Here is a 20,929-nt window from a genome sequence, read left to right as displayed (position 1 = left end):
TCGGAAAGGAGTAGATTCTTTGCGGACCTTTTCTCTCTTGAAAGACACACCTATATACAACGAGCAAGGAGAGTTGTTCGGCTCTGTTTGTGATATTTGTATTGAATCAAATGGACGTGTTACCCATTTATTATTACAGAAAAAAGGATTAATGGGAAAGAAGTTTATTTTGCCAATGGAAGAAGTAACATCTTGGGAGGAAAACGGGATTACTCTTCGTGCCGGTGAGAAGCTCATTCCATATTGTAAAGATGAACGGACCTATACTATGACTCATGATCAGCCTCTAGCAAAAATCAAAACCATTTCTCCAGAAGGAGAAACATTAGGTTTATTAGATGATGTATATTTTCTAGAGGAAATGGGCACCATCGTAGGGTATGAGCTGACAGATGGTTTCTTTTCTGATATCACAAAAGGAAAACGAATAATTCGGACTCCACTTCCCCCCCAGATTAGAGAAGAGACACTCGTAATGTCAGTTAATAAGTTACGAGGTGGTCATGATGATGAAATGTCCGAATTGCCAAAGTAAGGATCTCGGTAAGATCGGCGTCAATCAATATTATTGTTGGAATTGCTTTATTGAATTATCCATTGGAAAAGAAACTATCCACACTCATCAAGTAGAAGAGGATGGAAGTTTAAGTTCATTGGATGATTTGTTTGATGAGCAACTCCGCAAGCTTAGTTAATATGAAGAAGTCTCCAGTGGAGGCTTCTTTTTTTAAAGAAAGTTTTCCTTGGGCTTATTTTAGACTTTAGTGTAAATCTTATATAGCACAGCTTCCTATCGTAAAGATATATCGATTCGTCCTTCTTCTCACTAAAAGGCTTAAATTAGTACACTGCTAAACAAGGGGCTTGTACTTTTTTAATGATCATTACATAAATTTCCCGTTCGCAAGAAAAACTAAGCGCGAGGAGGGAAAACCTTGAAAGAGCGTCATCTCCAATTGATATTAAAGTTAAGTGTTGTCTTACTCATTTTTTTAACTCTTTATTGCTTCTTACTGATCAAACCTGTTTGGATCCCCATTTTAAGAGCGATAATAATTGGAGTGATGCCTTTTTTATTAAGTGGTTTTATCGCTTATCTTTTGCATCCCCTTATTATTCGTCTCGAGAAGTTTGGAATGAATAGAACTTTTGCTATTACTATAATTTATTTCGTCTTTTTTGCAGGAATAGGTTATGGGCTATATGTTGGAATTCCCTTATTCATTCGTCAGCTGAGGGATTTCTCGGATCAGCTTCCAATCTTTATCGGTCAATACCGTGATTGGATTCACCATCTAGAAGTATCAACATCTCATTTCCCAGACGGAATTCAAGATCAAATAGATGAAAAGATTGATGACTTAGAAAGTTGGTTCAATCGATGGATTGAAAAAAGTATTAATTCCCTTGTTAAATTAATCGACCATCTTGTGATCATTGCAGTTATTCCGTTTATTTCTTTTTATATGTTAAAGGATTTTTCTTTATTAAAAAGGGCCACATGGTACATAGCGCCCAAAAAATGGCGTGGAAATGGCCAAAAGTTTCTTGAAGCAGTGAATGAATCATTGGGTGGTTATATTCGTGGCCAAATACTAGTTTGTGTTCTAGTTGCAGTTTTGTCTACTGTCGCCTTAGTTATTTTAGGGGTGAAATACCCGATAATGCTCGGACTATTTATTGGTGTGACGAATATTATTCCCTATTTTGGTTCAATCATTGGCTTAATTCCGACAATTGCAATCGCTTTGTTGTCGTCTCCTAAGTTAGCAATTATTACAACAATTGTGATGCTTATTATTCAATTTTTAGAAGGGAATGTTTTATCCCCATTTATTGTCGGAAAATCCTTGCATATGCATCCTCTATTTATAATGGCAGCGTTGGTTGTCGGAGGAGAGGTATTTGGAGTGGTGGGCATGATTTTATCTGTCCCTATTTTAGCTGTTATAAAAATTGCGGTCATTCATTCCAGGGATTATTTGATAAAAACTAGGCAGTCATAGATTGACAAATCATCACTCTCTTTCTATAATGCGAATATAGATTAAGTTAATAAATGGAACTTGATGAAGGATCTAGTTGTTAAAGTAAAGGTCGGATAAAAGAGAGGAATTTCCAAGGCTGAAAGAAATTCCATCCATATCGTTAACAGCACGCCAATCCTGAGAGCAGCTAATCACTGCCGTTTGCTGCGTTAAAGCACTGAGAGAGTTACTGGAAAAGGTAGGAAGATAGAAGGTGGGGTATTGTTTGAATTTAGCTCAAGGGCCTAGCCCCGAGAAGCTCACTGGATGTGAGTTCATCGACGTTGCGCCACGATGACGTACTTTTAGCTGTTAGACCAAGGCGCCTGCACTTTTCTTGACTCATCAGGGTGGTACCGTGAATATAGCTTCGCCCCTGTATAGGGGCGGGGCTTTTTTTATTTGAAAAGTAGCGGATGGCTGGAAAAGGAAGAACGGCTAAAGTCATTTTGTATGGTTCGCCGTCTAGGTTCTCAACTCCTGTTTCTTTCAACCTTACTATCCGAGCTAGACCAATTTTTTAAGGAGTGAAAAAAAATGAAACAATTAACTGGTGCAGAAATTAGGCAGATGTATTTGGATTTTTTTCAAGAAAAAGGTCATAAAGTTGAACCGAGTGCATCGTTAATACCTCATGATGATCCAACATTATTATGGATTAATAGTGGGGTAGCGACATTAAAAAAATATTTTGATGGTCGGGTAAAACCTGATAATCCCCGTATTGTAAATGCGCAAAAGTCAATTCGCACAAACGATATTGAGAATGTAGGGAAAACAGCAAGACACCATACTTTTTTTGAAATGCTAGGGAATTTCTCTATTGGTGATTATTTTAAAGAAGAAGCAATCGAATGGGCTTGGGAATTTCTTACAGATCCGAAATGGATTGGTTTTGAGAAAGAAAAGTTATCAGTAACGATTCATCCTGAGGATGATGAGGCGTTTGCTCTTTGGCACGATAAAGTTGGTTTGCCAGAAGAACGAATTATTCGCCTTGAGGAAAACTTTTGGGATATCGGGGAAGGTCCAAGTGGCCCCAATACAGAAATATTCTATGATCGCGGCCCTGAATATGGGGATGATCCAAATGATCCTGAACTTTATCCAGGGGGAGAAAATGAACGTTATTTAGAAATTTGGAATTTAGTCTTTTCACAATTTAATCATAACCCTGACGGGACATATACTCCTCTACCAAAGAAAAATATTGATACTGGAATGGGCTTGGAAAGAATGGCTTCTGTTATCCAAAATGCTCCAACAAATTTTGATACAGATTTATTTTTACCTATTATTCATGAAACAGAGAAGATTTCTGGGCAAACTTATGATACATCTACAGGAACAGCTTTTAAAGTCATTGCGGATCATATTCGTACCGTCAGTTTTGCGATTGCAGATGGAGCATTACCTTCTAACGAAGGTAGGGGTTATGTATTACGTCGCTTGTTGAGAAGAGCGGTACGATATGCGAAACAAATCCAAATTGAAAAGCCATTTATGTATAAGTTAGTTCCAACTGTAGCCGGGATTATGAAGGATTACTATCCGAATGTAATAGAGAAAACAGACTTTATCCAAAAAGTAATTAAAAATGAAGAAGATCGTTTTCACGAGACATTGCATGATGGGTTAGAGATTTTATCGACTATGATCCGTAAGGCAAAAGAACAAGGCAAAACGGTAATCGATGGTTCAGATGTTTTCAAACTTTATGATACTTATGGTTTCCCGGTTGAATTAACTGAAGAGTACGCCGAGGAGGAACAGATGGGAATTGACCATACTGGCTTTGAGAAGGCGATGGAGCAGCAGAGAGAAAGGGCCCGATCTGCTCGTGAAGATACTGCATCAATGCATGTTCAAGGTGGTATATTAAGTGATTTGAATGTAGCAAGCGAATTTATTGGCTATGGAAAGTTAGAAGTGGAAACAATTGTTAAAGCAATTGTCAAAAATGGTGAGTTAGTAGAATCTGCTGAAGCTGGGGATGAAGTGGAATTTATCCTTGAAAAGACACCTTTTTATGCGGAAAGCGGTGGTCAAGTTGCGGATCATGGCCAGTTAATTGCTGAAGGTCTTCTTGTTCAAGTTACAGAAGTTCAAAAAGCGCCAAACGGACAAAATCTTCATAAAGCAAAAGTAGAAATAGGAGTCCTAAGCGAAGGGATGACTGTGCATGCTCAAGTGGATGAAGTAATGCGTCGACAAACTGAAAAAAATCATACTGTTACCCATTTGTTACATCAAGCTCTAAAAGATGTTCTTGGTCAGCATGTTAATCAGGCTGGATCTTATGTTGGTCCTGATCGCCTTCGTTTTGATTTCTCACATTTTGGTCAAGTAAAACCAAATGAATTGGAAGAAATTGAACATATTGTGAATGAGAAGATCTGGGAATCAATACCAGTAACAACTGAAATAATGCCGATTGAAAAAGCGAAAGAAAAAGGGGCAATGGCTCTATTTGGAGAAAAATATGGTAAAGTAGTTCGGGTTGTTTCAATCAGTGATTATAGTCTTGAATTATGTGGTGGATGTCATGTTAGAAATAGTGCTTCCATCGGCTTCTTCAAAATTCTGTCTGAGAGTGGAATTGGAGCTGGAACGCGAAGAATAGAAGCTGTAACAGGCAAGGCTGCCTATGAAATGGTTAATGCCGAATTAAAAAAGCTCAATACAATTGCAGAGCTCTTGAAAACTAAACCTGTTAATCTTATTCATAGAGTAGAGTCCTTGCTAAGTGAATTAAAAGATGTTCATCGAGAAAATGAATCTTTGGCAGCTAAAATGGCGAATCAAGAAGCAGGTAAAATGCTTGATCAAGTTGAAACAATTAAAGGGATAAATGTCTTAGTCAACCAAGTTCAATCAACAGATATGAATACTTTAAGAACCACTGTAGATGATCTAAAACAAAAAATATCATCAGGGATTATTGTGCTAGCTTCTAGCCAAAATGGAAAGGTTAATATTATTGCGGCCGTCACAAAAGATTTAACTGAAAAATACCATGCCGGTAAATTAGTTAAAGAAGTAGCAGCGATTTGTGGTGGTGGCGGTGGAGGCCGTCCAGACATGGCTCAAGCTGGTGGGAAAAAACCCGAAAAATTGGAAGAAGCGTTACACTATGTCAAAGATTGGGTTAAATCCGTTTGATTCCAAGTCGAAATCATGTACAATAAAGGTAATCTTTAACAATTGGGCCTATCTATAAGAGAGTGTGCAAAAATATGGTGGAATTTTTGGCTAAGTATCGACTCGTTCTATGTCGATTGAACAGGGAGTCCGTTGCTGTCGCGAACAACTTAGTCCTAATCTTTATTTTTGAACACACTCTAATGGTATGGCTTAAGAGAGGTGTTATATATTGAGCTCTTTTGATAAAACGATGCGCTTTGATTTTCATGAGGATCCAATGGAGCAGGAAGTGAAAGAGGTCTTATTACATGTATATAGAGCTCTTCAAGAAAAAGGGTATCATCCAATTAATCAAATTGTTGGTTACTTACTTTCTGGGGATCCAGCCTATATTCCACGCCATCAGGATGCACGGAATATGATGCGTAAGCTAGAAAGAGACGAAATTATTGAAGAGTTAGTTAAATCGTATTTAAAGCAACATCGAGAGGAATAATATATGCGAATCATGGGTTTAGACGTGGGATCCAAGACAGTAGGAGTTGCGATTAGTGATGAAATGGGATGGACTGCTCAGGGGATAGAGACCATCCCAATTGATGAGGAGAAAAACAATTTTGGTTTTGATCGAGTCGAACAAATCATTAAGGAATACAATGTGGAAAAAATCGTTGTTGGTTTCCCGAAAAATATGAACAACACAGTTGGTCCAAGAGGACAAGCTTCAAAATCCTATGCGGAAAAATTAGAAAATAATTTCCAGTTACCAGTTTTATTATGGGATGAGCGTTTAAGCACTATGGCGGCGGAGCGCGTATTACTTGAAGCAGATGTAAGTCGAAAGAAAAGAAAAAAGGTTATCGACAAAATGGCTGCGAGTATGATACTACAAGGTTATTTAGATAGCCAACAATTATGAGGTGAAAATATGGAAAACGGTGAAAAGTTTATTACAGTTGTAGATGAAGATGGAAATGAGCAGTTACATGAGATTTTATTTACCTTTGACTCAGAGGAATTTAATAAATCTTATGTCCTCTACTTCCCCGCAGGGGCTGACGAGGATGAAAATGAAGATATTGAGATTCATGCATCTGCTTATAATCAAAATGATGACACAGATGGCGGAAATCTTGAACCCATTGAAACAGACGCAGAATGGGATATGATTGAAGAAATGTTAAATACATTTCTTGAGGAAGAGGAATAGAAGGACCCCGATTTACGAATATTGATAGAGATGGGCCTAGCTCTTATTAAAGGACTAGGCCCATCTCTTTAATTTATTTAATTTTGCAAGAGAGTGTAAATTAATATTCTATGCTATCTATACATAAGTGGAGGTTTCACGCTATATAGAATGACGTATGATAACCATCCCTTTGAAGGAATTCGTTTATTAAAAAATCTCTAGATACTCCTCTTTTTTACGCTATATTTTATTTTACGAGTAATTTAGACATTTTTTGTAGTATAATGGACGAGAAAAAGATAGAGTAGCTTTTCTGCTTCATAAGGGGGATTGTGCGTGGCGGACAAAAGTCGCGAGAAAAACAATAAATTAACGAAAAAAACGATGATTAAAAACAATTTAATAGAGAGAGGAAATGAGGCGAGAATCATTAGGAAAATTGTAGCCATTATCACACTGGTTCTTGTATTGGTTGTTGGGGGAATGGTTTTAGGGGGATATCTGTATATTGATTCCGCATTAAAACCACTTGACCCAGAAAATCAAAAGCAAAAAGAAATTGAAGTCCCTATTGGTTCCTCAACTACCTCGATTGGAAAATTATTGGAAGATAAGAAAATTATTAAAAATGGAACAATTTTTAAATACTATGTAAAATTTAATAACATATCCGGATTCCAAGCGGGCAATTATAAATTTTCACCTTCCATGACATTGGCTGAAATAACGAATGCTCTTCAGTCAGGAAAATTAGTTAATAAAGAAGTATTTAAGATCACCGTGCCTGAAGGATATCAACTAGAGCAAATTGCGGATTTAATAGCTAAACAAACGGATTACTCTGCGAAAGAAATTATGGAGAAATTAGATGATCCGAAAACAGTGGATGAATTTGCGAATAAATATCCGGAAATTATTACAGACGATATGAAAGCTGCTCATATTAAGCATCCATTTGAAGGCTATCTTTATCCAGCAACTTATTCTTTTTATGAGGAAAAACCATCACTAGAAGCTATTATCGATCCAATGATCAAACAAACGCAAATCGTATTAGCTTCCTATGATGGAGCACTTACTGAGAAAAAAATGAGTGTTCATGAATTATTAACAATGGCTTCTTTAATTGAGAAAGAGGCTACAGCCAAGGCAGATCGCCAAAAGATCTCTAGTGTCTTTTTTAATCGAATAGACGAAGATATGCCCCTACAAACAGATCCAACAATAGCATATGCCTTAGGGGAACACCAAGTAAGGACAATGTATGAAGATCTAAAAGTTGAATCACCGTACAATACGTATATTCATAAGGGATTAACACCTGGACCAATTGCAAATGCTGGCAAGGAGTCTATAGAAGCTGTATTGAACCCTGCCGATACGGATTATCTCTACTTTTTAGCGGAATATGGGACAGGGGATGTGTATTTTGCAAAAACATTAGAGGAGCATAATGCTTTAAAGAAAAAACATATTACAGATAAAAGGAAGGAAGCTTCGGAGTGATAGATGAATCGGTAAAACACTATCTCCAGTCTCTTATTGGCGATCGTCCCAATATTTTTTATGAGATGGAACAATATGCAAAAGAGGAACATGTTCCCATTATGGAAGCAACTGGCATACAAGTGATGTTACAGATGATGAAGATTCAAAAACCAAAACGTATTTTGGAAATAGGAACAGCTATTGGTTATTCTGCTCTTCGAATGGCAGCTGCTGTACCGAACAGCGAGATTGTAACAATAGAAATTGATGAATCAAAGGTGAAGAAAGCCCAGCAGTATATCCAACGAGCTGGTAGCGATGAGAGAATTACCATCATACATGGGAATGCCTTAGAAGTCTTTGAAGATGTTAGCAAATTCGCCCCATTTGATGCCATTTTTATTGATGCGGCAAAGGGACAATATAAAAAGTTCTTTGAAATGTATAGTGGTTTGCTAGCAGCCTCTGGTTGTATTTACGTAGATAATGTTTTATTCAGAGGGTTAGTAGCTGACCCTACTGCTGGGGAAAATAAAAGATTGGCTAAAATAGCAGAAAAGCTGGCAAATTTTAATCAATGGCTTATAAGCCAAAAGCAATATGATACAGTCGTCTTTCCAGTTGGAGATGGCTTGGCGGTGAGTCGGAAAATATAAATATTGATAATCATTTGTATTTGTGTAAAGATAAGCCTATCTTGAACAAAAGTCATTTTTGTAATAATATAACATAGATACTATATATGTACTCACATGAAGAGAAGCGCGCCTCTAAATAGGCGCGTTATCATGTATACATGCAAAAATTAATGTCTAGAGGCTTTAAACAGATAAGGAGTGAAGGGAATGGCTGTCGAAAAGGTTTACCCAATGACAGAAGCAGGTAAAGAAAAACTTGAACAAGAACTGGAAGAATTAAAAACGGTTAAACGAAAAGAAGTTGTGGAACGAATTAAAATTGCCCGGAGTTTTGGGGATCTATCGGAGAACTCTGAATATGATTCTGCAAAAGAAGAACAAGCTTTTGTTGAGGGCCGTATCACAACTCTAGAAAATATGATCCGTAATGCAAAAATTATCGAAGATGATGAGCTAAATTCGGATACTGTTACATTAGGGAAAACAGTTACATTCATTGAACTTCCTGATGGTGATGAAGAAACTTATACAATTGTTGGAAGTGCAGAAGCAGATCCATTTGAAGGAAAAATATCAAATGATTCTCCAATTGCTAAAAGTTTATTAGGCCATAAGGTAGAAGAAGAAGTTAATGTTCAAACTCCTGGTGGGGAAATGAAAGTAAGACTTATCTCTATTAAATAGAACAAAAGCCAAGCGCCTATTGTATCGCTGAATATTTACAAGTGTATGGTTAGAAGGGCAAATAGAGCTAGGTTGTTTCCAGTGAGTCTCGTACCTGCTACACTGCTCCAAAGGAGAGTAGGTACCGAAAGTTTGTAATCCGTTGAGACGAGAACAGACGATTACCCATTGGTTGGAATTTATTTATAATGACACTATGATTCACAAAGAAGCACAGGCCGAAATTAACCTGTGTTTCTTTTTATTTAACCTGATTATTTAAAAACGGCTTCTACTCACACAAACTGAATATTTAAATTTAACTTGTTTTAGAAGCCCACAAAAGCTTTATGGCAAAAATTTTCAATTTTAGCCTAATTTCTATCAGTAGGTTGATAAATTGTAAAAAAGGCAACACTGTTTTTGAGGTGGTTGTATGAGTAAGAAGCGTGTTGTTTTTTTATCAATAAGTATTTTATTAGGATTAGGTCTATTATTAGGAAGATTAATGCAAATCCAATTGTTTCAAACGGAACATTTTTCTAAGCACGAAGTTAATCTCTATGAGGAAAGTGTTAAGCAAAGAACACAGCAGGTATTAATTGATGATGGTCGAGGTCTATTTTTAGATTCAAAAGGTAAACCACTTTCACATCGCGAAGAAATGGTACTTGTTTTATTTCCTTTTTTAAAAGGGATCGAATGGGACGAAAAAGGGGTAGCTGAAATTCTTCAAGTTTCACCATATCAACTAACAGCAAAAATAACAGAAGCTAAATCTCCTTTTATTTATGGAGAATTAACTGAATTACAAGCAAACAAAATTAATGAATTAAACATTCCTGGTGTTATTCCCTTGAAACGCACATGGATCCCAGATTCTTTGCCAGCAGCTCAAATAATTGGCGTTATTGGTGAAAATAATGGAGAACTCAAAGATAGATATCCGGATAAAAATATGAGTGATTTAAAAATAGGTATTACTGGGCTACAAGCGCAGTTTGATGAGTTTTTATTGCCTGATACACCAACTAAATTAATTTTTCACGTAGACGCGATTGGGAATCCATTGTTTGGAGTTGATGTAAAATATACAGGTGAGAATAACCCTTATTATCCTCTCAATGTAAAAACGACAATTAATCGAACATTACAAGAAAAAATGGAAGCAATATTAGAAGAACATCAAGTTGAAAATGGTGGCGCAATTTTATTAGATATAGAGTTAGGAGCAATTATTGCGAATGCCTCTCGCCCTGCTTTAAATGGTCAAAGGCCTTTTGATGATAAAGGGGCGATAAACCAAATGTTTGAAGCTCATATTCCTGGGTCCGTATTTAAAACAGTTGTTGCTACAGCAGCAATTGAAGAAAGGTTGATTAGTAATTCAGATCATTTTAATTGTGATTTAGATATTAGAGGAAATATTGCGTCTCGCTCATTAGGTGAGTTAAATTTAGAAGATAGTTTTGCACGCAGTTGCAACCGTACTTTTGCCGAACTTGCTAATAAAATCCAAGATAAAGATCCCCACTTATTACAAAACTATGCTGAGAAATTGGGTCTAATAGGATCACAAAGTTGGGAAGGAGATGTTTTTTATCTTCAAGACTTCAAGCAATTTAATGCCTCAACTGGTAGGATATTTTTGCAGGAAGATAATCAAGTTGACCATAATTTTATTTCGCAAACTGGGATTGGGCAGCATGAAGTTCGTGTCTCACCGCTTGGAGTAGCAAATATGTTGGCGACCATAGCCAGGGGCGGACAAGGAAAAGCGATTAGAGTCGCAACAGAGATTCAATATGCTGATGGTAGTACAATGTTTGAATTCCCAGAGCAAGATAAGCGGAAACAATCGATCTCAACTGCCGCTGCACAAAAAATGCAACAATTACTAAGAAGGGTTGTAACAGACCCAGAGGGAACTGGCGCTTATTTTCAAACTCTCCCTTATGAGGTAGCGGGGAAAAGCGGAACAGCACAAACTGGCATAGAATCTGAAGGACAGCAATTATATAATAAATGGTTTGCTGGTTATTTCCCGTTTGAAAGCCCTAAATATTCGCTTGTAACAGTTAATTTAGGTGTAAAAGAGGATGATGGGTCTGTTACGAATCTTTTTGCTGATTTAGTTGAAATGGTCCATGAAGAGGAACAATAGAATGATTATATAAAGATAAATTTAATTCACGTTTTTTCCCGTCCGTGATATGATAAAGACAATGGAAATGGAGTGGATTATATGCCAGATAAATTTGACCGTATCAATTCACGTTACGAGCAGCGTGCAAAGCGAAGAAAGACAAATATTATCTTAAATACATTGATTGCGATCGTGCTCATACTTATTCTTATAGTCGGTGGAAGTATATTCCTAACTGACAGTAAGACGGAGAAAGAAATGAAAGAAGCCGCTAAAACGGAAGCCCAAACTGCTGAAAAACAACAATCTAGTGATAAGCAAGATACAACAGACGAAAAGGAAGAAACAGATGAGGAGTCAGATGAGCAGGAAGTAGTAGAAAAGGAAAGCGATGAACAAAATGTTGAAAAAGTGATCATTGACCCTGCGTGGGAGCCGGTGGGCACAGAGCAAACTGGTCATCAATCCTCTTATCAGATGGGATCAATTGATTGGAATGAGAAAGAAAAGGCTGCTGCTTATGCCATTGGTATTTCTCCAGAAAATATGACGAATTGGTGGACTAAAGGTGGGGCTAACCCAGACAGTCAAGCAATCATGACAGTATCTGAATCAAGTAAGCCTAATGAAGCTTATAGAGTTTATCTCGAGTGGGTTGACGGCGAGGGTTGGAAACCAACAGAAGTGAAGAAATTGATCGAAAATGATAAAGGTCAAGAATAAGAAAGTGTAGGAATGGGGTTGGATAAAAGATGATCATTTCAATCATCGGGGCAATGGAAGAAGAAGTATCTATATTAAGAAAACAAATGGTCAATGTAAAAGCGGAAATTATTGCTAATTGTGAGTTTACAGTTGGTCAAATTGAAGACAAGCAAGTGATTTTATTAAAATCAGGTATTGGTAAAGTGAATGCTGCGATGTCAACCTCAATTTTATTAGAGCGATATAATCCTGATATTGTCATAAATACAGGTTCAGCTGGTGGTTATCATCCAGACTTGAATGTCGGAGATTTAGTTATCTCGACCGAGGTTCGCCATCATGATGTTGATGCAACTATTTTTGGATATGAATATGGTCAAGTTCCACAGATGCCACCGGCTTTTAAGGCAGATCCTTTACTCGTAGAGAAGGCTGTAACAGCAGCGGAGAAACTTGAGGGCATTCAGACAGCAAAAGGGCTTATTGCGACTGGAGATTCATTTATGAATGATCCTGATCGAGTAGAATTCGTTCGTGGACAATTTCATGATCTTTATGCCGTAGAAATGGAAGGGGCCGCCATCGCACAAGTAGCATGGCAATTTGGTGTACCATTTGTTGTCATCAGATCTTTATCTGATATTGCTGGGAAAGATTCAAATATTTCATTTGATCAATTCCTTGAAACGGCGGCAATTCATTCGGCCAAGCTTGTGGTCGAAATGATCAAAAGTATTTCCTAAAAACCTTTAAACGAGGGCAATCGCTTTGATTGCCCTCATTGTTATGGAAAGGATCTAATTATTGATTGATTCCTTAATCATCGTCTTGTGTCTTTTTAAGTTTTTCCCTTTCAGCTCTGTAAAATTCGTGGAACATTTTCATCAGTGCTCGTTTTTCGATACGTGACACATAACTTCTCGATATACCTAACTCTTTTGCAATTTCTCTTTGAGTTCGTTCTTTTTTTAAGTTCAAACCAAATCGACCGACAATTACTTGTTTTTCCCTCTCATCTAAAACATCAATATATTCTTTTACTCTTTCTAATTCCATATTTAATTGAATCGTGTCAAAGACATCCTCCAGCTCTGATTTCAAAACATCAATTAACGATATTTCATTACCTTCCTTATCATGACCAATTGGATCGTGAAGTGAGACATCTTTTTTTGTCTTTTTTAATGCCCTTAAGTGCATCAGAATTTCATTTTCTATACATCTGGCAGCATAAGTAGCTAACTTAGTTCCTTTGCCAAAGGAGTAACTTTCGATGGCTTTAATTAATCCAATCGTTCCGATAGAAATTAAATCCTCCGCATCTTCACCCGTATTTTCGAACTTTTTCACGATATGAGCAACAAGTCGTAAATTATGTTCGATTAAAAGATTACGCGCCGTTTCATCTCCTTCAGCCATTTGTTCTAAGTAAAGTTTTTCTTTTTCAGGGGACAAAGGTTGTGGAAAGGCGTTATTTTTAACATATGAAACAAGGAACATGAGCTCTTTGAATAAATAGCCAATCGCTGTAAGTAATCCAGACAAATCCTTCACCTCCATCTCCGCTTTTGCCTATATTCCATGTATATGAGATCACTTGAATAGTTTTGCTTGTCTCGCACAAAAACTTAAAAGGATGGTCAAAAAGTTCGGTGAAAATATGAAATTGCAAATTTCTTTGTTGGCTTGCTTTTTGCGCCTCGAATTTTCGATGTACAGGATTACAAGTGGTGGTGTTACAGGCAGGACATCAGGTTTTTTTGCCGATGCGTTCCTTTTCAACCTCTTTTTAAACACTCACTTAATAATCTCTAAAATTATGAAAAATAGGATAAGTCTTTTATAATAAGATGGAAGTCAAGGTAAATAGGAGGAGTATTATTGAGAACTAATTATGAAGAGACGTGGGATTTAGATGTTTTTTTCTCAGGGGGAAGTGAGTCTCCACAGTTTGCAAAACATTTACAAAGCTTAAGAAAGCAATTATCTCAATTTGAAGAAGATGTTAAGAATTGGGAGGTTCCTACAAATGAAAATGATACCTCACTACTAGGATTGTTAGAAAAAATACAGAAAATCCACGATAATATGGGACAGGCGGGAGCATTTGTAAGTTGTTTGCAGGCGCAAAATTCAAATGATTCAAAAGCTAATGAATTGCGTGGGTTTGTGACAACATTACAAGCTAATTTAGAGTCAATACATACACTTTTTGATGAAAAAATCTCTGCAATTGATGAAAAAACTTGGCTAAGTTTATTTAAGCAACCAGCTTTTCAAGAAATTAAATTTGTACTGAACGAGAAAAGAAAACAAGCTTCTGAAAAATTACCAAAAGAACAGGAAGCTCTTATTCACGCACTAAGTGTAGATGGCTACCATGGGTGGGGAGAAATGTATGACACGATTGTTGGTAAAATAAAGATTCCCTTTGAGGAAAATGGAGTAAAAACAGAACTATCTGTTGGACAAGCGGCTAATAAATTTTCGTCCTCTGATCCACAGGTGCGACAACAAATCTTTACTGCATGGGAAAATGCATGGGAACAAGAATCAGATCTTTTAGCAGATACGTTAAATCATCTTGCTGGTTTTCGACTTTCTGTTTATAACCAAAGACAATGGGATGATTTTCTGAAGGAAGCTTTAACATATAATCGTATGAGTGAGAAAACTTTAAATGTGATGTGGGAGGCGATATCTGCCTATAAACAACCATTTGTAGACTTTCTTTACCGTAAGGCAGAGCTGCTTGGTGTTGAACAGCTGAGTTGGCAGGATTTAGATGCACCGATTGGAACAGCTAATAAAACGTATAGCTACCAAGAAGGGGCAGATTTTATTTTAAAGCATTTTAGTGAATTTGGACATGAATTGCCAAGGTTTACAGAAACGGCTTTCGAGGAACGATGGATTGAAGCAGAAGATCGGCCAGGCAAACGCCCAGGGGGCTTCTGTACATCATTCCCAAGTAGTAAGCAATCGAGAATTTTTATGACCTATTCTGGAACCCCCGGAAATGTATCAACCCTTGCTCATGAACTAGGCCATGCGTTTCATTCCTATGTTCTAGAAGAAATGAATCCCGCCAATCGTGATTATGCAATGAATGTGGCAGAAACAGCTTCGACATTTGCAGAGATGATCGTAGCGGACGCTGCAGTAAGAGAGGCTCAAAATGAAGATGAAAAACTTGCTCTTTTGGAAGATAAGATCCAACGCTCTGTTGCCCTTTTAATGAATATTCACGCTCGTTTTTTATTTGAAACTCGCTTCTACGAGGAACGAAAAAATGGAATTGTTAGTAAAAAACGATTAGACGAATTGATGACAGAAGCACAAAAAGAGGCTTATGGGGATGCTTTAAAAGAATATCATCCTCTATTTTGGGGCTCCAAATTACATTTCTTTATAACAGATGTCCCATTTTATAATTTCCCTTATACTTTTGGTTATTTATTTTCATTGGGAATTTACGCTAAAGCATTAAAAGAAGGAAAAAACTATGAAAAGAAATACATCGCACTTTTACAGGATACTGGTTCCATGACAGTAGAAGAACTTGCTCAAAAACACCTTAATGTGGACTTAACTAAAAAGGATTTTTGGGAACAAGGTATCCGACTTTGCATCCAAGATGTCCAGGAATTTATGCAAATGACAAGAAAAGCGTAAGCGGCTGTTCAGCGATGTAGGAATTTGTCGGAGGATAAACGGCTAAAGATGTGCGCAGACTCAAACCGCGACCTCCCGTCGTTTCGTCTGCACTAGTATATCCTGTCCGTCGCAACGCCATTTAGACCAACATCCTGTTGGCCTGAAAGAAAGGAAACACAGCGAAGAATGAGCCTGGCTTCCTTAAATTTGCTAGTCGCTAGGCACTGGCACTGTGGCAGGCAAGAAATGCGTAAGGCGGTTGAATCATATAAGACTGACTTTCCCTTCGTTGATTCAGGGCTATTTGACGGAACATCGGTCCATGGCGCATCCTCACGGCATGCCAAGGCAACGCTGTTCTGTCTTCCGCTTGCACTAGCACATCTATACTTCGCAATACCGATGGACGGTCATCCGAGCCTCATCAATACCACCTAGGTGAATCAGAATATAGTCAATGAGTTTCTTGAGCTATCTTCATATTTAATTAGGTATAGTGAAAAAGCCGGTCAACTCTTTCGAGATGAACCGGCTTTTATTAAACTTTTTTCATTGTAAAGGTACTAATCATCATGACGGATAAAAGAAAACTTATCAGAATAAAAGAGTGTGATGGTAGGTAAGGAATAGTAAGATAACTTAATGTAAGCAAACATCCAGCGGCTGTGATGGGGAGTCCCGTAAAATAACCATTATTGTCAGTGATATTAAATCGTGCAAGTCTAAAAGCCCCGCAAGCGATATAGAAAATAGTAAAAAATATTCCTGGAAAACCAAACATATGAAGAATTCCCTGATATAATAACAAAGCAGGAGCGACTCCAAAAGAAATAATATCACTCATTGAGTCAAGTTGTTTCCCTAGTTCAGATTCAATATGAAACTTTCGTGCAGTCATCCCATCAAATCGATCAGCAAGGGCGGCAATGAATATAAAGAGTAAACTTAAATGAAGTTGACCGTTAATACAGGCTATAATGGCAAATCCGCCTAAACCTAAATTGATGAGAGTTAAAAAATTTGCAGCATTGGCTTTTAATAAACGAATTGTCATATCCATTACATTGGTTAGCATTACAGCACCTCCTTTAAAATACGGTCTTCTTTATAATTATAAAACTTTCCAATAAAAATGTTAACAAAATTTTTTGCCGGGGGAATAAATTTTGAAAGAGATACTATACCGAGCTTTGATTAGAGCGACAAATGGTCCTGTTTTTTCAAGTATTGTTTCGCGATTTGCTCGATCAAGCTTAAGTCAACCATTTATTAAGCCATATGCAAAAGTTTTCCGAATCAATCAGAATGAAATGGATGGTTCATGGAACTCTTATCCAAATTTGCATACCTTTTTCACGAGGAGATTGAAGGCTGGTATACGCCCAATAGATAATCAATATGATACGGTCATCAGTCCAGTGGATGGTGTGATTGAGGATATCGGAAAAGTTGACCTAAGCCAAGATATTATGGTAAAAGGAAAAAAATATTCGATTGCAGAGATGCTCGGTGGTAAGGAGCAAGCAAAGGAATTTGTAGAAGGAATTTATATGATAATATATTTAAGTCCATCACATTATCATCGAATACATTCTCCTTTGGCGGGGAAGAAAATTAATCAATACAGTCTTGGTAATCGATCTTTTCCGGTTAATGCATTGGGTTTGAAATATGGAAAAGCGACATTAGCGACCAATTATCGGATTATAACGATATTACAACATGAGAAGATGCGTTTAGCGATGGTTAAAGTGGGAGCAATGATGATCAATTCAGTGCAAGTGATCAACCAAAATGACACTTGGAAAAAAGGCGAGGAAGTGGCTTATTTTTCTTTTGGATCAACGGTGATAATGTTGTTTCCGCAAGCGGCTTTTGAACCAAAGTTGCAAGCTTTGCCGACCCCTGTGAAGTATGGAGAGCCAATTGGAAAAATAAAAACAAAGCGACCATAACTGGACGCTTTGCGGAAATCAGTTGAATTTCATTGCATTAGTTTAAAGTTATTTTTTGCGTGTGTTTTTCTAGTGATCGCCGGTGGAGCTCCATTTCAATTAGCTGAATAAAGTCGTAACTCAATTTGAGTTCTTTAGCTTTATAATAAGATTCAATCAATAGTTCGTCTGATAGCTTATTCATCAGCTTTCACCTCCAGCAATTTTTAAGTTGAAAAAGTTTTATCCATTAATAGCTTGTCTAACGTTATATTTACTTTAACAAAATTAAATATTTGGAACAAGTGTTCCTTTATCCACAGGTATAAGTGGATAACTTGTGGGCAACTTATGGATAAATTCGGTAAGACTTGATATATAAACTTTAATATAGTGAATAAAGTTATCCACAATTGAACTATTGTTAGAAAATGTCGAAAAGTATTTGGTATTAACAAAAAAGATGCGATTTTGTCAAAAATTAGGTAAGATACATGTACATATATTTTTAATAGAGGTGCAAATCATTGCTAAAAAAATTCCTGCCTGGGGAATATGTCAAAAGTATTTATCATATTTCGCCACACGTTTTAAAAGAAAAAGGGGTCAAGGGTATTATTACAGACCTAGATAATACATTAGTTGAATGGGATCGACCAAACGCAACACCAAAATTAATTGAGTGGTTAAATGAAATGAAGCAACATCAGATTAAAATTACAATCGTGTCAAACAATAATGAAGAAAGAGTAAGAGTTTTTTCTGATCCACTTGAAATACCTTTTATTTCAAAGGCGAGAAAGCCACTTAGCTCAGCTTTTAAAAAAGCATTACTAACAATGAATTTAAAAAAGGAAGAAACTGTCATTATTGGTGATCAATTATTAACAGATATTTTGGGCGGGAATCGCTTAGGTTTACACACGATTTTAGTAGTTCCAGTTGCTAGTTCAGATGGATTTTTTACTCAATTTAATCGTAAAATCGAACGAAAGATAATGGCTAGTTTCAAGCGAAAAGGCTTGATTGATTGGGAGGAATCAAATTGAGTAATACCGAAGAATATATTTGTTATGGGTGTGGCGCTACGATTCAGACGGAAGATCCGCAAGGAGTCGGTTATGCCCCTAGCTCGTCTTTAGAAAAAGAGGAAATAGTTTGCCAAAGATGTTTTCGTTTAAGACATTATAATGAAGTCCAAGATGTATCACTTACTGATCAAGACTTTCTGAATATCTTAAATCAATTGGGTAAGACAGATAGTCTGATTGTTAAAATTGTTGATATTTTTGATTTTAATGGCAGTTGGCTTCCGGGACTCCATCGCTTTGTGGGGAAAAATCCGATTTTACTTATTGGTAATAAAGCAGATTTGCTTCCCAAATCAGTAAAAGCCAATAAAGTGATTCAGTGGATGAAGAGTGAAGCAAAACAGTTAGGACTAAGACCTGTTGATGTTCTCTTAACAAGTGCGCAAAAAGGTTTTCAGATTCAGGAAGTACTTGAAAAAATCGATTATTATCGAAATGGTAAAGATGTTTATGTTGTCGGTTGTACAAATGTTGGTAAATCAACATTAATTAATCGAATTTTGCATGAGTCGGCAGAAATAGAGAATCTTATTACAACATCTCATTTCCCAGGAACAACCTTAGATATGATAAAGATTCCTTTAAATGATGGACAATCATTAATTGACACACCAGGAATTATTAACCATCACCAAATTGCTCATTATGTAGGAGCAAAAGATTTGAAGATTATCACACCGAAGAAAGAAATAAAATCAAGAGTATTTCAATTAAATGAACAACAAACTTTATTTTTTGGTGGATTAGCTAGGCTAGATTATGAAAAAGGTGGACGTCGCTCTCTTGTCTGTTATATAGGTAACGAGCTAGACATTCATCGCACAAAATTAGAAAAAGCTGATGATTTATATAAGAATCATGTTGGAGATTTGCTCCAACCACCACGAAAAAATGAGCTTGAGACGTTTCCGAAGCTGGTTCGTCATGATTTTACCATTCGTGAGGGGAAAACAGATATTGTTTTTTCAGGGTTGGGCTGGGTAACTGTACCAGAAGCCGGCGCAAAGGTTGCAGCTTATGTACCGAAAGGCGTCAGTGTATTATTGCGAAAATCACTCATTTAATAGAGCTGTTCAAAAAGTACGGTAAAAATGACCTGCTAGCTAAAGGGTCTTCGAGTAGGTCCGACACATCCCGTAGGCAACGTAGAAGTTAGCACATCTTGTGCAAGCCTGCCACGAATTTTCGACGTTTCACTAGTGTCGGACGGTAGCGATTGACGGTAATGCTTTTAGCTGCCGAGTCCTTTTTGAACACGAACGAATAAAGAGAAAAAAGGGGGAATGTTAACGGTGAAACTATATGGGGTGATTGGGGACCCTATCGCACATTCTCTATCTCCTGTGATGCATAATCGAGAATTTAAAGAATTAGGGATGGAAGCTTACTACCACCCATTTCATATTAAAGCAGCAAACCTGGAGGTAGCTATTAAAGGCATGAAAGCAATCGGGGTAGAAGGCTTTAATATTACTATTCCGCATAAAACTGCGATCATTCCTTTTTTAGATCGAATTGACCCATTAGCTCAAGCTATTGGTGCAATTAATACAGTGGTAAGGGAAAACGATCAATGGGTCGGTTTTAATACAGACGGAGAAGGATTTATGAGAGCTTTACAAGCGGAATGGAAAGAGGAATTAGGAGATGAACGAGTATTAATTATAGGAGCAGGAGGAGCGGCAAAGGCGATTTTTTATACGTTATTATCGAAAGGGATTAAGCATATCGATATTTGTAATCGTACAGTTGAACGAGCGCTGAACCTTATCGAAAGTTGTCCATATAAAGGCTACTCTTCCGCCTTATCTTTTGCAGCAGCCGAAGATAAATTAAATGGGTATACTCTAGTGATTCAAACTACTTCTATAGGAATGTATCCAAATGTCGATCAATCTCCTTTATCATTGAGCCGATTAAACCAACAAGCTTTTGTATCTGATATAATATACAATCCATTTCAAACTGCTTTTTTAAAGCAAGCAAAAGAACAAGGAGCCCAAATACAAAATGGATTAGGGATGTTCGTCTATCAAGGTGCCTTAGCCTTTGAGAAATGGACAGGGGAAATGCCAAATACAAAAAGAATGACCGAAATCGTAATGAAACAATTAGGAGCATTCCTGTAATTAAAGAAATTTGAGGGTTGAACAAAAAAGAGCCCCCTTGGTATGATACGAGGTGTCCAAAGCTGATCAGCAAAAAGGACCCTTAATTGATACCCAAGGAGGACTCAAAATGAAT

The 20,929-nt window shown here is 37.0% G+C and carries 21 protein-coding genes; 18 read left to right on the top strand and 3 right to left on the bottom strand.

Annotated features, from left to right (window positions below; translation table 11 throughout):
• Positions 1 to 19 precede the first annotated feature (19 nt).
• The 13 genes from J2Z23_RS08850 (at position 20) to mtnN (ending at position 12,746) form a co-directional block, all read left to right on the top strand.
• On the top strand, positions 20 to 535 hold the full coding sequence (locus J2Z23_RS08850) for a PRC-barrel domain-containing protein (protein WP_057989151.1): 516 nt from the start codon (positions 20 to 22) through the stop codon (positions 533 to 535).
• Positions 507 to 695: a hypothetical protein gene (locus tag J2Z23_RS08845; RefSeq protein WP_057989149.1), complete on the top strand. Its 189-nt coding sequence runs from the start codon at positions 507 to 509 to the stop codon at positions 693 to 695. Before J2Z23_RS08850 ends, J2Z23_RS08845 begins: the two co-directional genes overlap by 29 nt.
• A gap of 240 nt (positions 696 to 935) precedes the next feature.
• Entirely contained in the window at positions 936 to 2,006 is a 1,071-nt protein-coding gene (locus J2Z23_RS08840; RefSeq protein WP_057989147.1) for an AI-2E family transporter, read from the top strand.
• Positions 2,007 to 2,564: 558 nt separating this feature from the next.
• Positions 2,565 to 5,189 carry an alanine--tRNA ligase gene (gene alaS / locus J2Z23_RS08835; RefSeq protein ID WP_064467726.1) on the top strand — a complete coding sequence of 875 codons (2,625 nt, stop codon included), beginning with the start codon at positions 2,565 to 2,567 and terminating at the stop codon, positions 5,187 to 5,189.
• 211 nt (positions 5,190 to 5,400) lie between these two features.
• Entirely contained in the window at positions 5,401 to 5,667 is a 267-nt protein-coding gene (locus tag J2Z23_RS08830; RefSeq protein WP_057989141.1) for an IreB family regulatory phosphoprotein, read from the top strand.
• A 3-nt stretch (positions 5,668 to 5,670) separates the two neighbouring features.
• Positions 5,671 to 6,090 carry a Holliday junction resolvase RuvX gene (ruvX, locus tag J2Z23_RS08825; RefSeq protein WP_057989138.1) on the top strand — a complete coding sequence of 140 codons (420 nt, stop codon included), beginning with the start codon at positions 5,671 to 5,673 and terminating at the stop codon, positions 6,088 to 6,090.
• A gap of 9 nt (positions 6,091 to 6,099) precedes the next feature.
• Positions 6,100 to 6,381 (top strand): DUF1292 domain-containing protein, encoded by a 282-nt coding sequence (locus J2Z23_RS08820; protein WP_057989136.1) that lies wholly within the window; start codon positions 6,100 to 6,102, stop codon positions 6,379 to 6,381.
• 318 nt (positions 6,382 to 6,699) lie between these two features.
• On the top strand, positions 6,700 to 7,869 hold the full coding sequence (gene mltG / locus J2Z23_RS08815; RefSeq protein WP_318249318.1) for an endolytic transglycosylase MltG: 1,170 nt from the start codon (positions 6,700 to 6,702) through the stop codon (positions 7,867 to 7,869).
• Positions 7,866 to 8,507: an O-methyltransferase gene (locus J2Z23_RS08810; protein ID WP_064467725.1), complete on the top strand. Its 642-nt coding sequence runs from the start codon at positions 7,866 to 7,868 to the stop codon at positions 8,505 to 8,507. The genes mltG and J2Z23_RS08810 overlap by 4 nt, the downstream gene beginning before the upstream one ends.
• Before the next feature lie 189 nt (positions 8,508 to 8,696).
• Positions 8,697 to 9,173, top strand: a complete 477-nt coding sequence (gene greA, locus J2Z23_RS08805; RefSeq protein ID WP_057982968.1) for a transcription elongation factor GreA — start codon at positions 8,697 to 8,699, stop codon at positions 9,171 to 9,173.
• A gap of 415 nt (positions 9,174 to 9,588) precedes the next feature.
• Positions 9,589 to 11,316: a peptidoglycan D,D-transpeptidase FtsI family protein gene (locus tag J2Z23_RS08800; protein ID WP_064467724.1), complete on the top strand. Its 1,728-nt coding sequence runs from the start codon at positions 9,589 to 9,591 to the stop codon at positions 11,314 to 11,316.
• An 81-nt stretch (positions 11,317 to 11,397) separates the two neighbouring features.
• On the top strand, positions 11,398 to 12,021 hold the full coding sequence (locus J2Z23_RS08795; RefSeq protein ID WP_057982973.1) for a YrrS family protein: 624 nt from the start codon (positions 11,398 to 11,400) through the stop codon (positions 12,019 to 12,021).
• A gap of 29 nt (positions 12,022 to 12,050) precedes the next feature.
• On the top strand, positions 12,051 to 12,746 hold the full coding sequence (gene mtnN, locus J2Z23_RS08790) for a 5'-methylthioadenosine/S-adenosylhomocysteine nucleosidase (protein WP_057982975.1): 696 nt from the start codon (positions 12,051 to 12,053) through the stop codon (positions 12,744 to 12,746).
• Between the two features lie 73 nt (positions 12,747 to 12,819).
• Here mtnN and sigK read toward each other — a convergent pair whose 3' ends face one another.
• Positions 12,820 to 13,563 carry an RNA polymerase sporulation sigma factor SigK gene (sigK, locus tag J2Z23_RS08785; protein WP_174517067.1) on the bottom strand — a complete coding sequence of 248 codons (744 nt, stop codon included), beginning with the start codon at positions 13,561 to 13,563 and terminating at the stop codon, positions 12,820 to 12,822.
• 321 nt (positions 13,564 to 13,884) lie between these two features.
• Here sigK and J2Z23_RS08780 point away from each other — a divergent pair, with 321 nt between their 5' ends.
• Positions 13,885 to 15,678 (top strand): M3 family oligoendopeptidase, encoded by a 1,794-nt coding sequence (locus tag J2Z23_RS08780; RefSeq protein ID WP_209973695.1) that lies wholly within the window; start codon positions 13,885 to 13,887, stop codon positions 15,676 to 15,678.
• A gap of 520 nt (positions 15,679 to 16,198) precedes the next feature.
• Here the strand turns inward: J2Z23_RS08780 and pssA are convergent.
• Positions 16,199 to 16,735 (bottom strand): CDP-diacylglycerol--serine O-phosphatidyltransferase, encoded by a 537-nt coding sequence (gene pssA, locus J2Z23_RS08775; RefSeq protein ID WP_057982982.1) that lies wholly within the window; start codon positions 16,733 to 16,735, stop codon positions 16,199 to 16,201.
• 91 nt (positions 16,736 to 16,826) lie between these two features.
• On the opposite strand from pssA, the gene J2Z23_RS08770 reads away from it, so the two are divergent.
• Positions 16,827 to 17,615: a phosphatidylserine decarboxylase gene (locus tag J2Z23_RS08770; RefSeq protein WP_209973694.1), complete on the top strand. Its 789-nt coding sequence runs from the start codon at positions 16,827 to 16,829 to the stop codon at positions 17,613 to 17,615.
• Between the two features lie 37 nt (positions 17,616 to 17,652).
• Here J2Z23_RS08770 and sda read toward each other — a convergent pair whose 3' ends face one another.
• Complete coding sequence (gene sda / locus J2Z23_RS08765; protein WP_057982985.1) at positions 17,653 to 17,799, bottom strand: sporulation histidine kinase inhibitor Sda; 147 nt, start codon at positions 17,797 to 17,799, stop codon at positions 17,653 to 17,655.
• Positions 17,800 to 18,121: 322 nt separating this feature from the next.
• Between sda and J2Z23_RS08760 the strand changes: the two genes are divergently transcribed.
• From J2Z23_RS08760 to aroE, 3 genes are all read left to right on the top strand, one after another.
• Positions 18,122 to 18,643: a YqeG family HAD IIIA-type phosphatase gene (locus J2Z23_RS08760; protein ID WP_057982987.1), complete on the top strand. Its 522-nt coding sequence runs from the start codon at positions 18,122 to 18,124 to the stop codon at positions 18,641 to 18,643.
• Positions 18,640 to 19,749, top strand: coding sequence for a ribosome biogenesis GTPase YqeH (gene yqeH, locus J2Z23_RS08755; RefSeq protein ID WP_057982990.1), 1,110 nt, complete (start codon positions 18,640 to 18,642; stop codon positions 19,747 to 19,749). Before J2Z23_RS08760 ends, yqeH begins: the two co-directional genes overlap by 4 nt.
• Before the next feature lie 228 nt (positions 19,750 to 19,977).
• Positions 19,978 to 20,814: a shikimate dehydrogenase gene (aroE, locus tag J2Z23_RS08750; protein WP_338018418.1), complete on the top strand. Its 837-nt coding sequence runs from the start codon at positions 19,978 to 19,980 to the stop codon at positions 20,812 to 20,814.
• Positions 20,815 to 20,929: the final 115 nt, after the last annotated feature.

The sequence above is a fragment of the Lederbergia galactosidilytica genome (assembly GCF_017873565.1).
Lineage (GTDB): Bacteria > Bacillota > Bacilli > Bacillales > Bacillaceae_C > Lederbergia > Lederbergia galactosidilytica.
Note: the sequence above shows the minus strand (reverse complement) of the source record. Positions and strands in the feature narration are given on the sequence as shown.

Excerpts from the sequence above, each read along its gene's own strand:
- J2Z23_RS08845 (WP_057989149.1), top strand. The coding sequence starts at position 507 with ATGATGAAATGTCCGAATTGCCAAAGTAAGGATCTCGGTAAGATCGGC.
- alaS (WP_064467726.1), top strand. The coding sequence starts at position 2,565 with ATGAAACAATTAACTGGTGCAGAAATTAGGCAGATGTATTTGGATTTT.
- ruvX (WP_057989138.1), top strand. The coding sequence starts at position 5,671 with ATGCGAATCATGGGTTTAGACGTGGGATCCAAGACAGTAGGAGTTGCG.
- J2Z23_RS08820 (WP_057989136.1), top strand. The coding sequence starts at position 6,100 with ATGGAAAACGGTGAAAAGTTTATTACAGTTGTAGATGAAGATGGAAAT.
- greA (WP_057982968.1), top strand. The coding sequence starts at position 8,697 with ATGGCTGTCGAAAAGGTTTACCCAATGACAGAAGCAGGTAAAGAAAAA.
- J2Z23_RS08800 (WP_064467724.1), top strand. The coding sequence starts at position 9,589 with ATGAGTAAGAAGCGTGTTGTTTTTTTATCAATAAGTATTTTATTAGGA.
- J2Z23_RS08795 (WP_057982973.1), top strand. The coding sequence starts at position 11,398 with ATGCCAGATAAATTTGACCGTATCAATTCACGTTACGAGCAGCGTGCA.
- mtnN (WP_057982975.1), top strand. The coding sequence starts at position 12,051 with ATGATCATTTCAATCATCGGGGCAATGGAAGAAGAAGTATCTATATTA.
- sigK (WP_174517067.1), bottom strand. The coding sequence starts at position 13,563 with ATGGAGGTGAAGGATTTGTCTGGATTACTTACAGCGATTGGCTATTTA.
- pssA (WP_057982982.1), bottom strand. The coding sequence starts at position 16,735 with ATGCTAACCAATGTAATGGATATGACAATTCGTTTATTAAAAGCCAAT.
- sda (WP_057982985.1), bottom strand. The coding sequence starts at position 17,799 with ATGAATAAGCTATCAGACGAACTATTGATTGAATCTTATTATAAAGCT.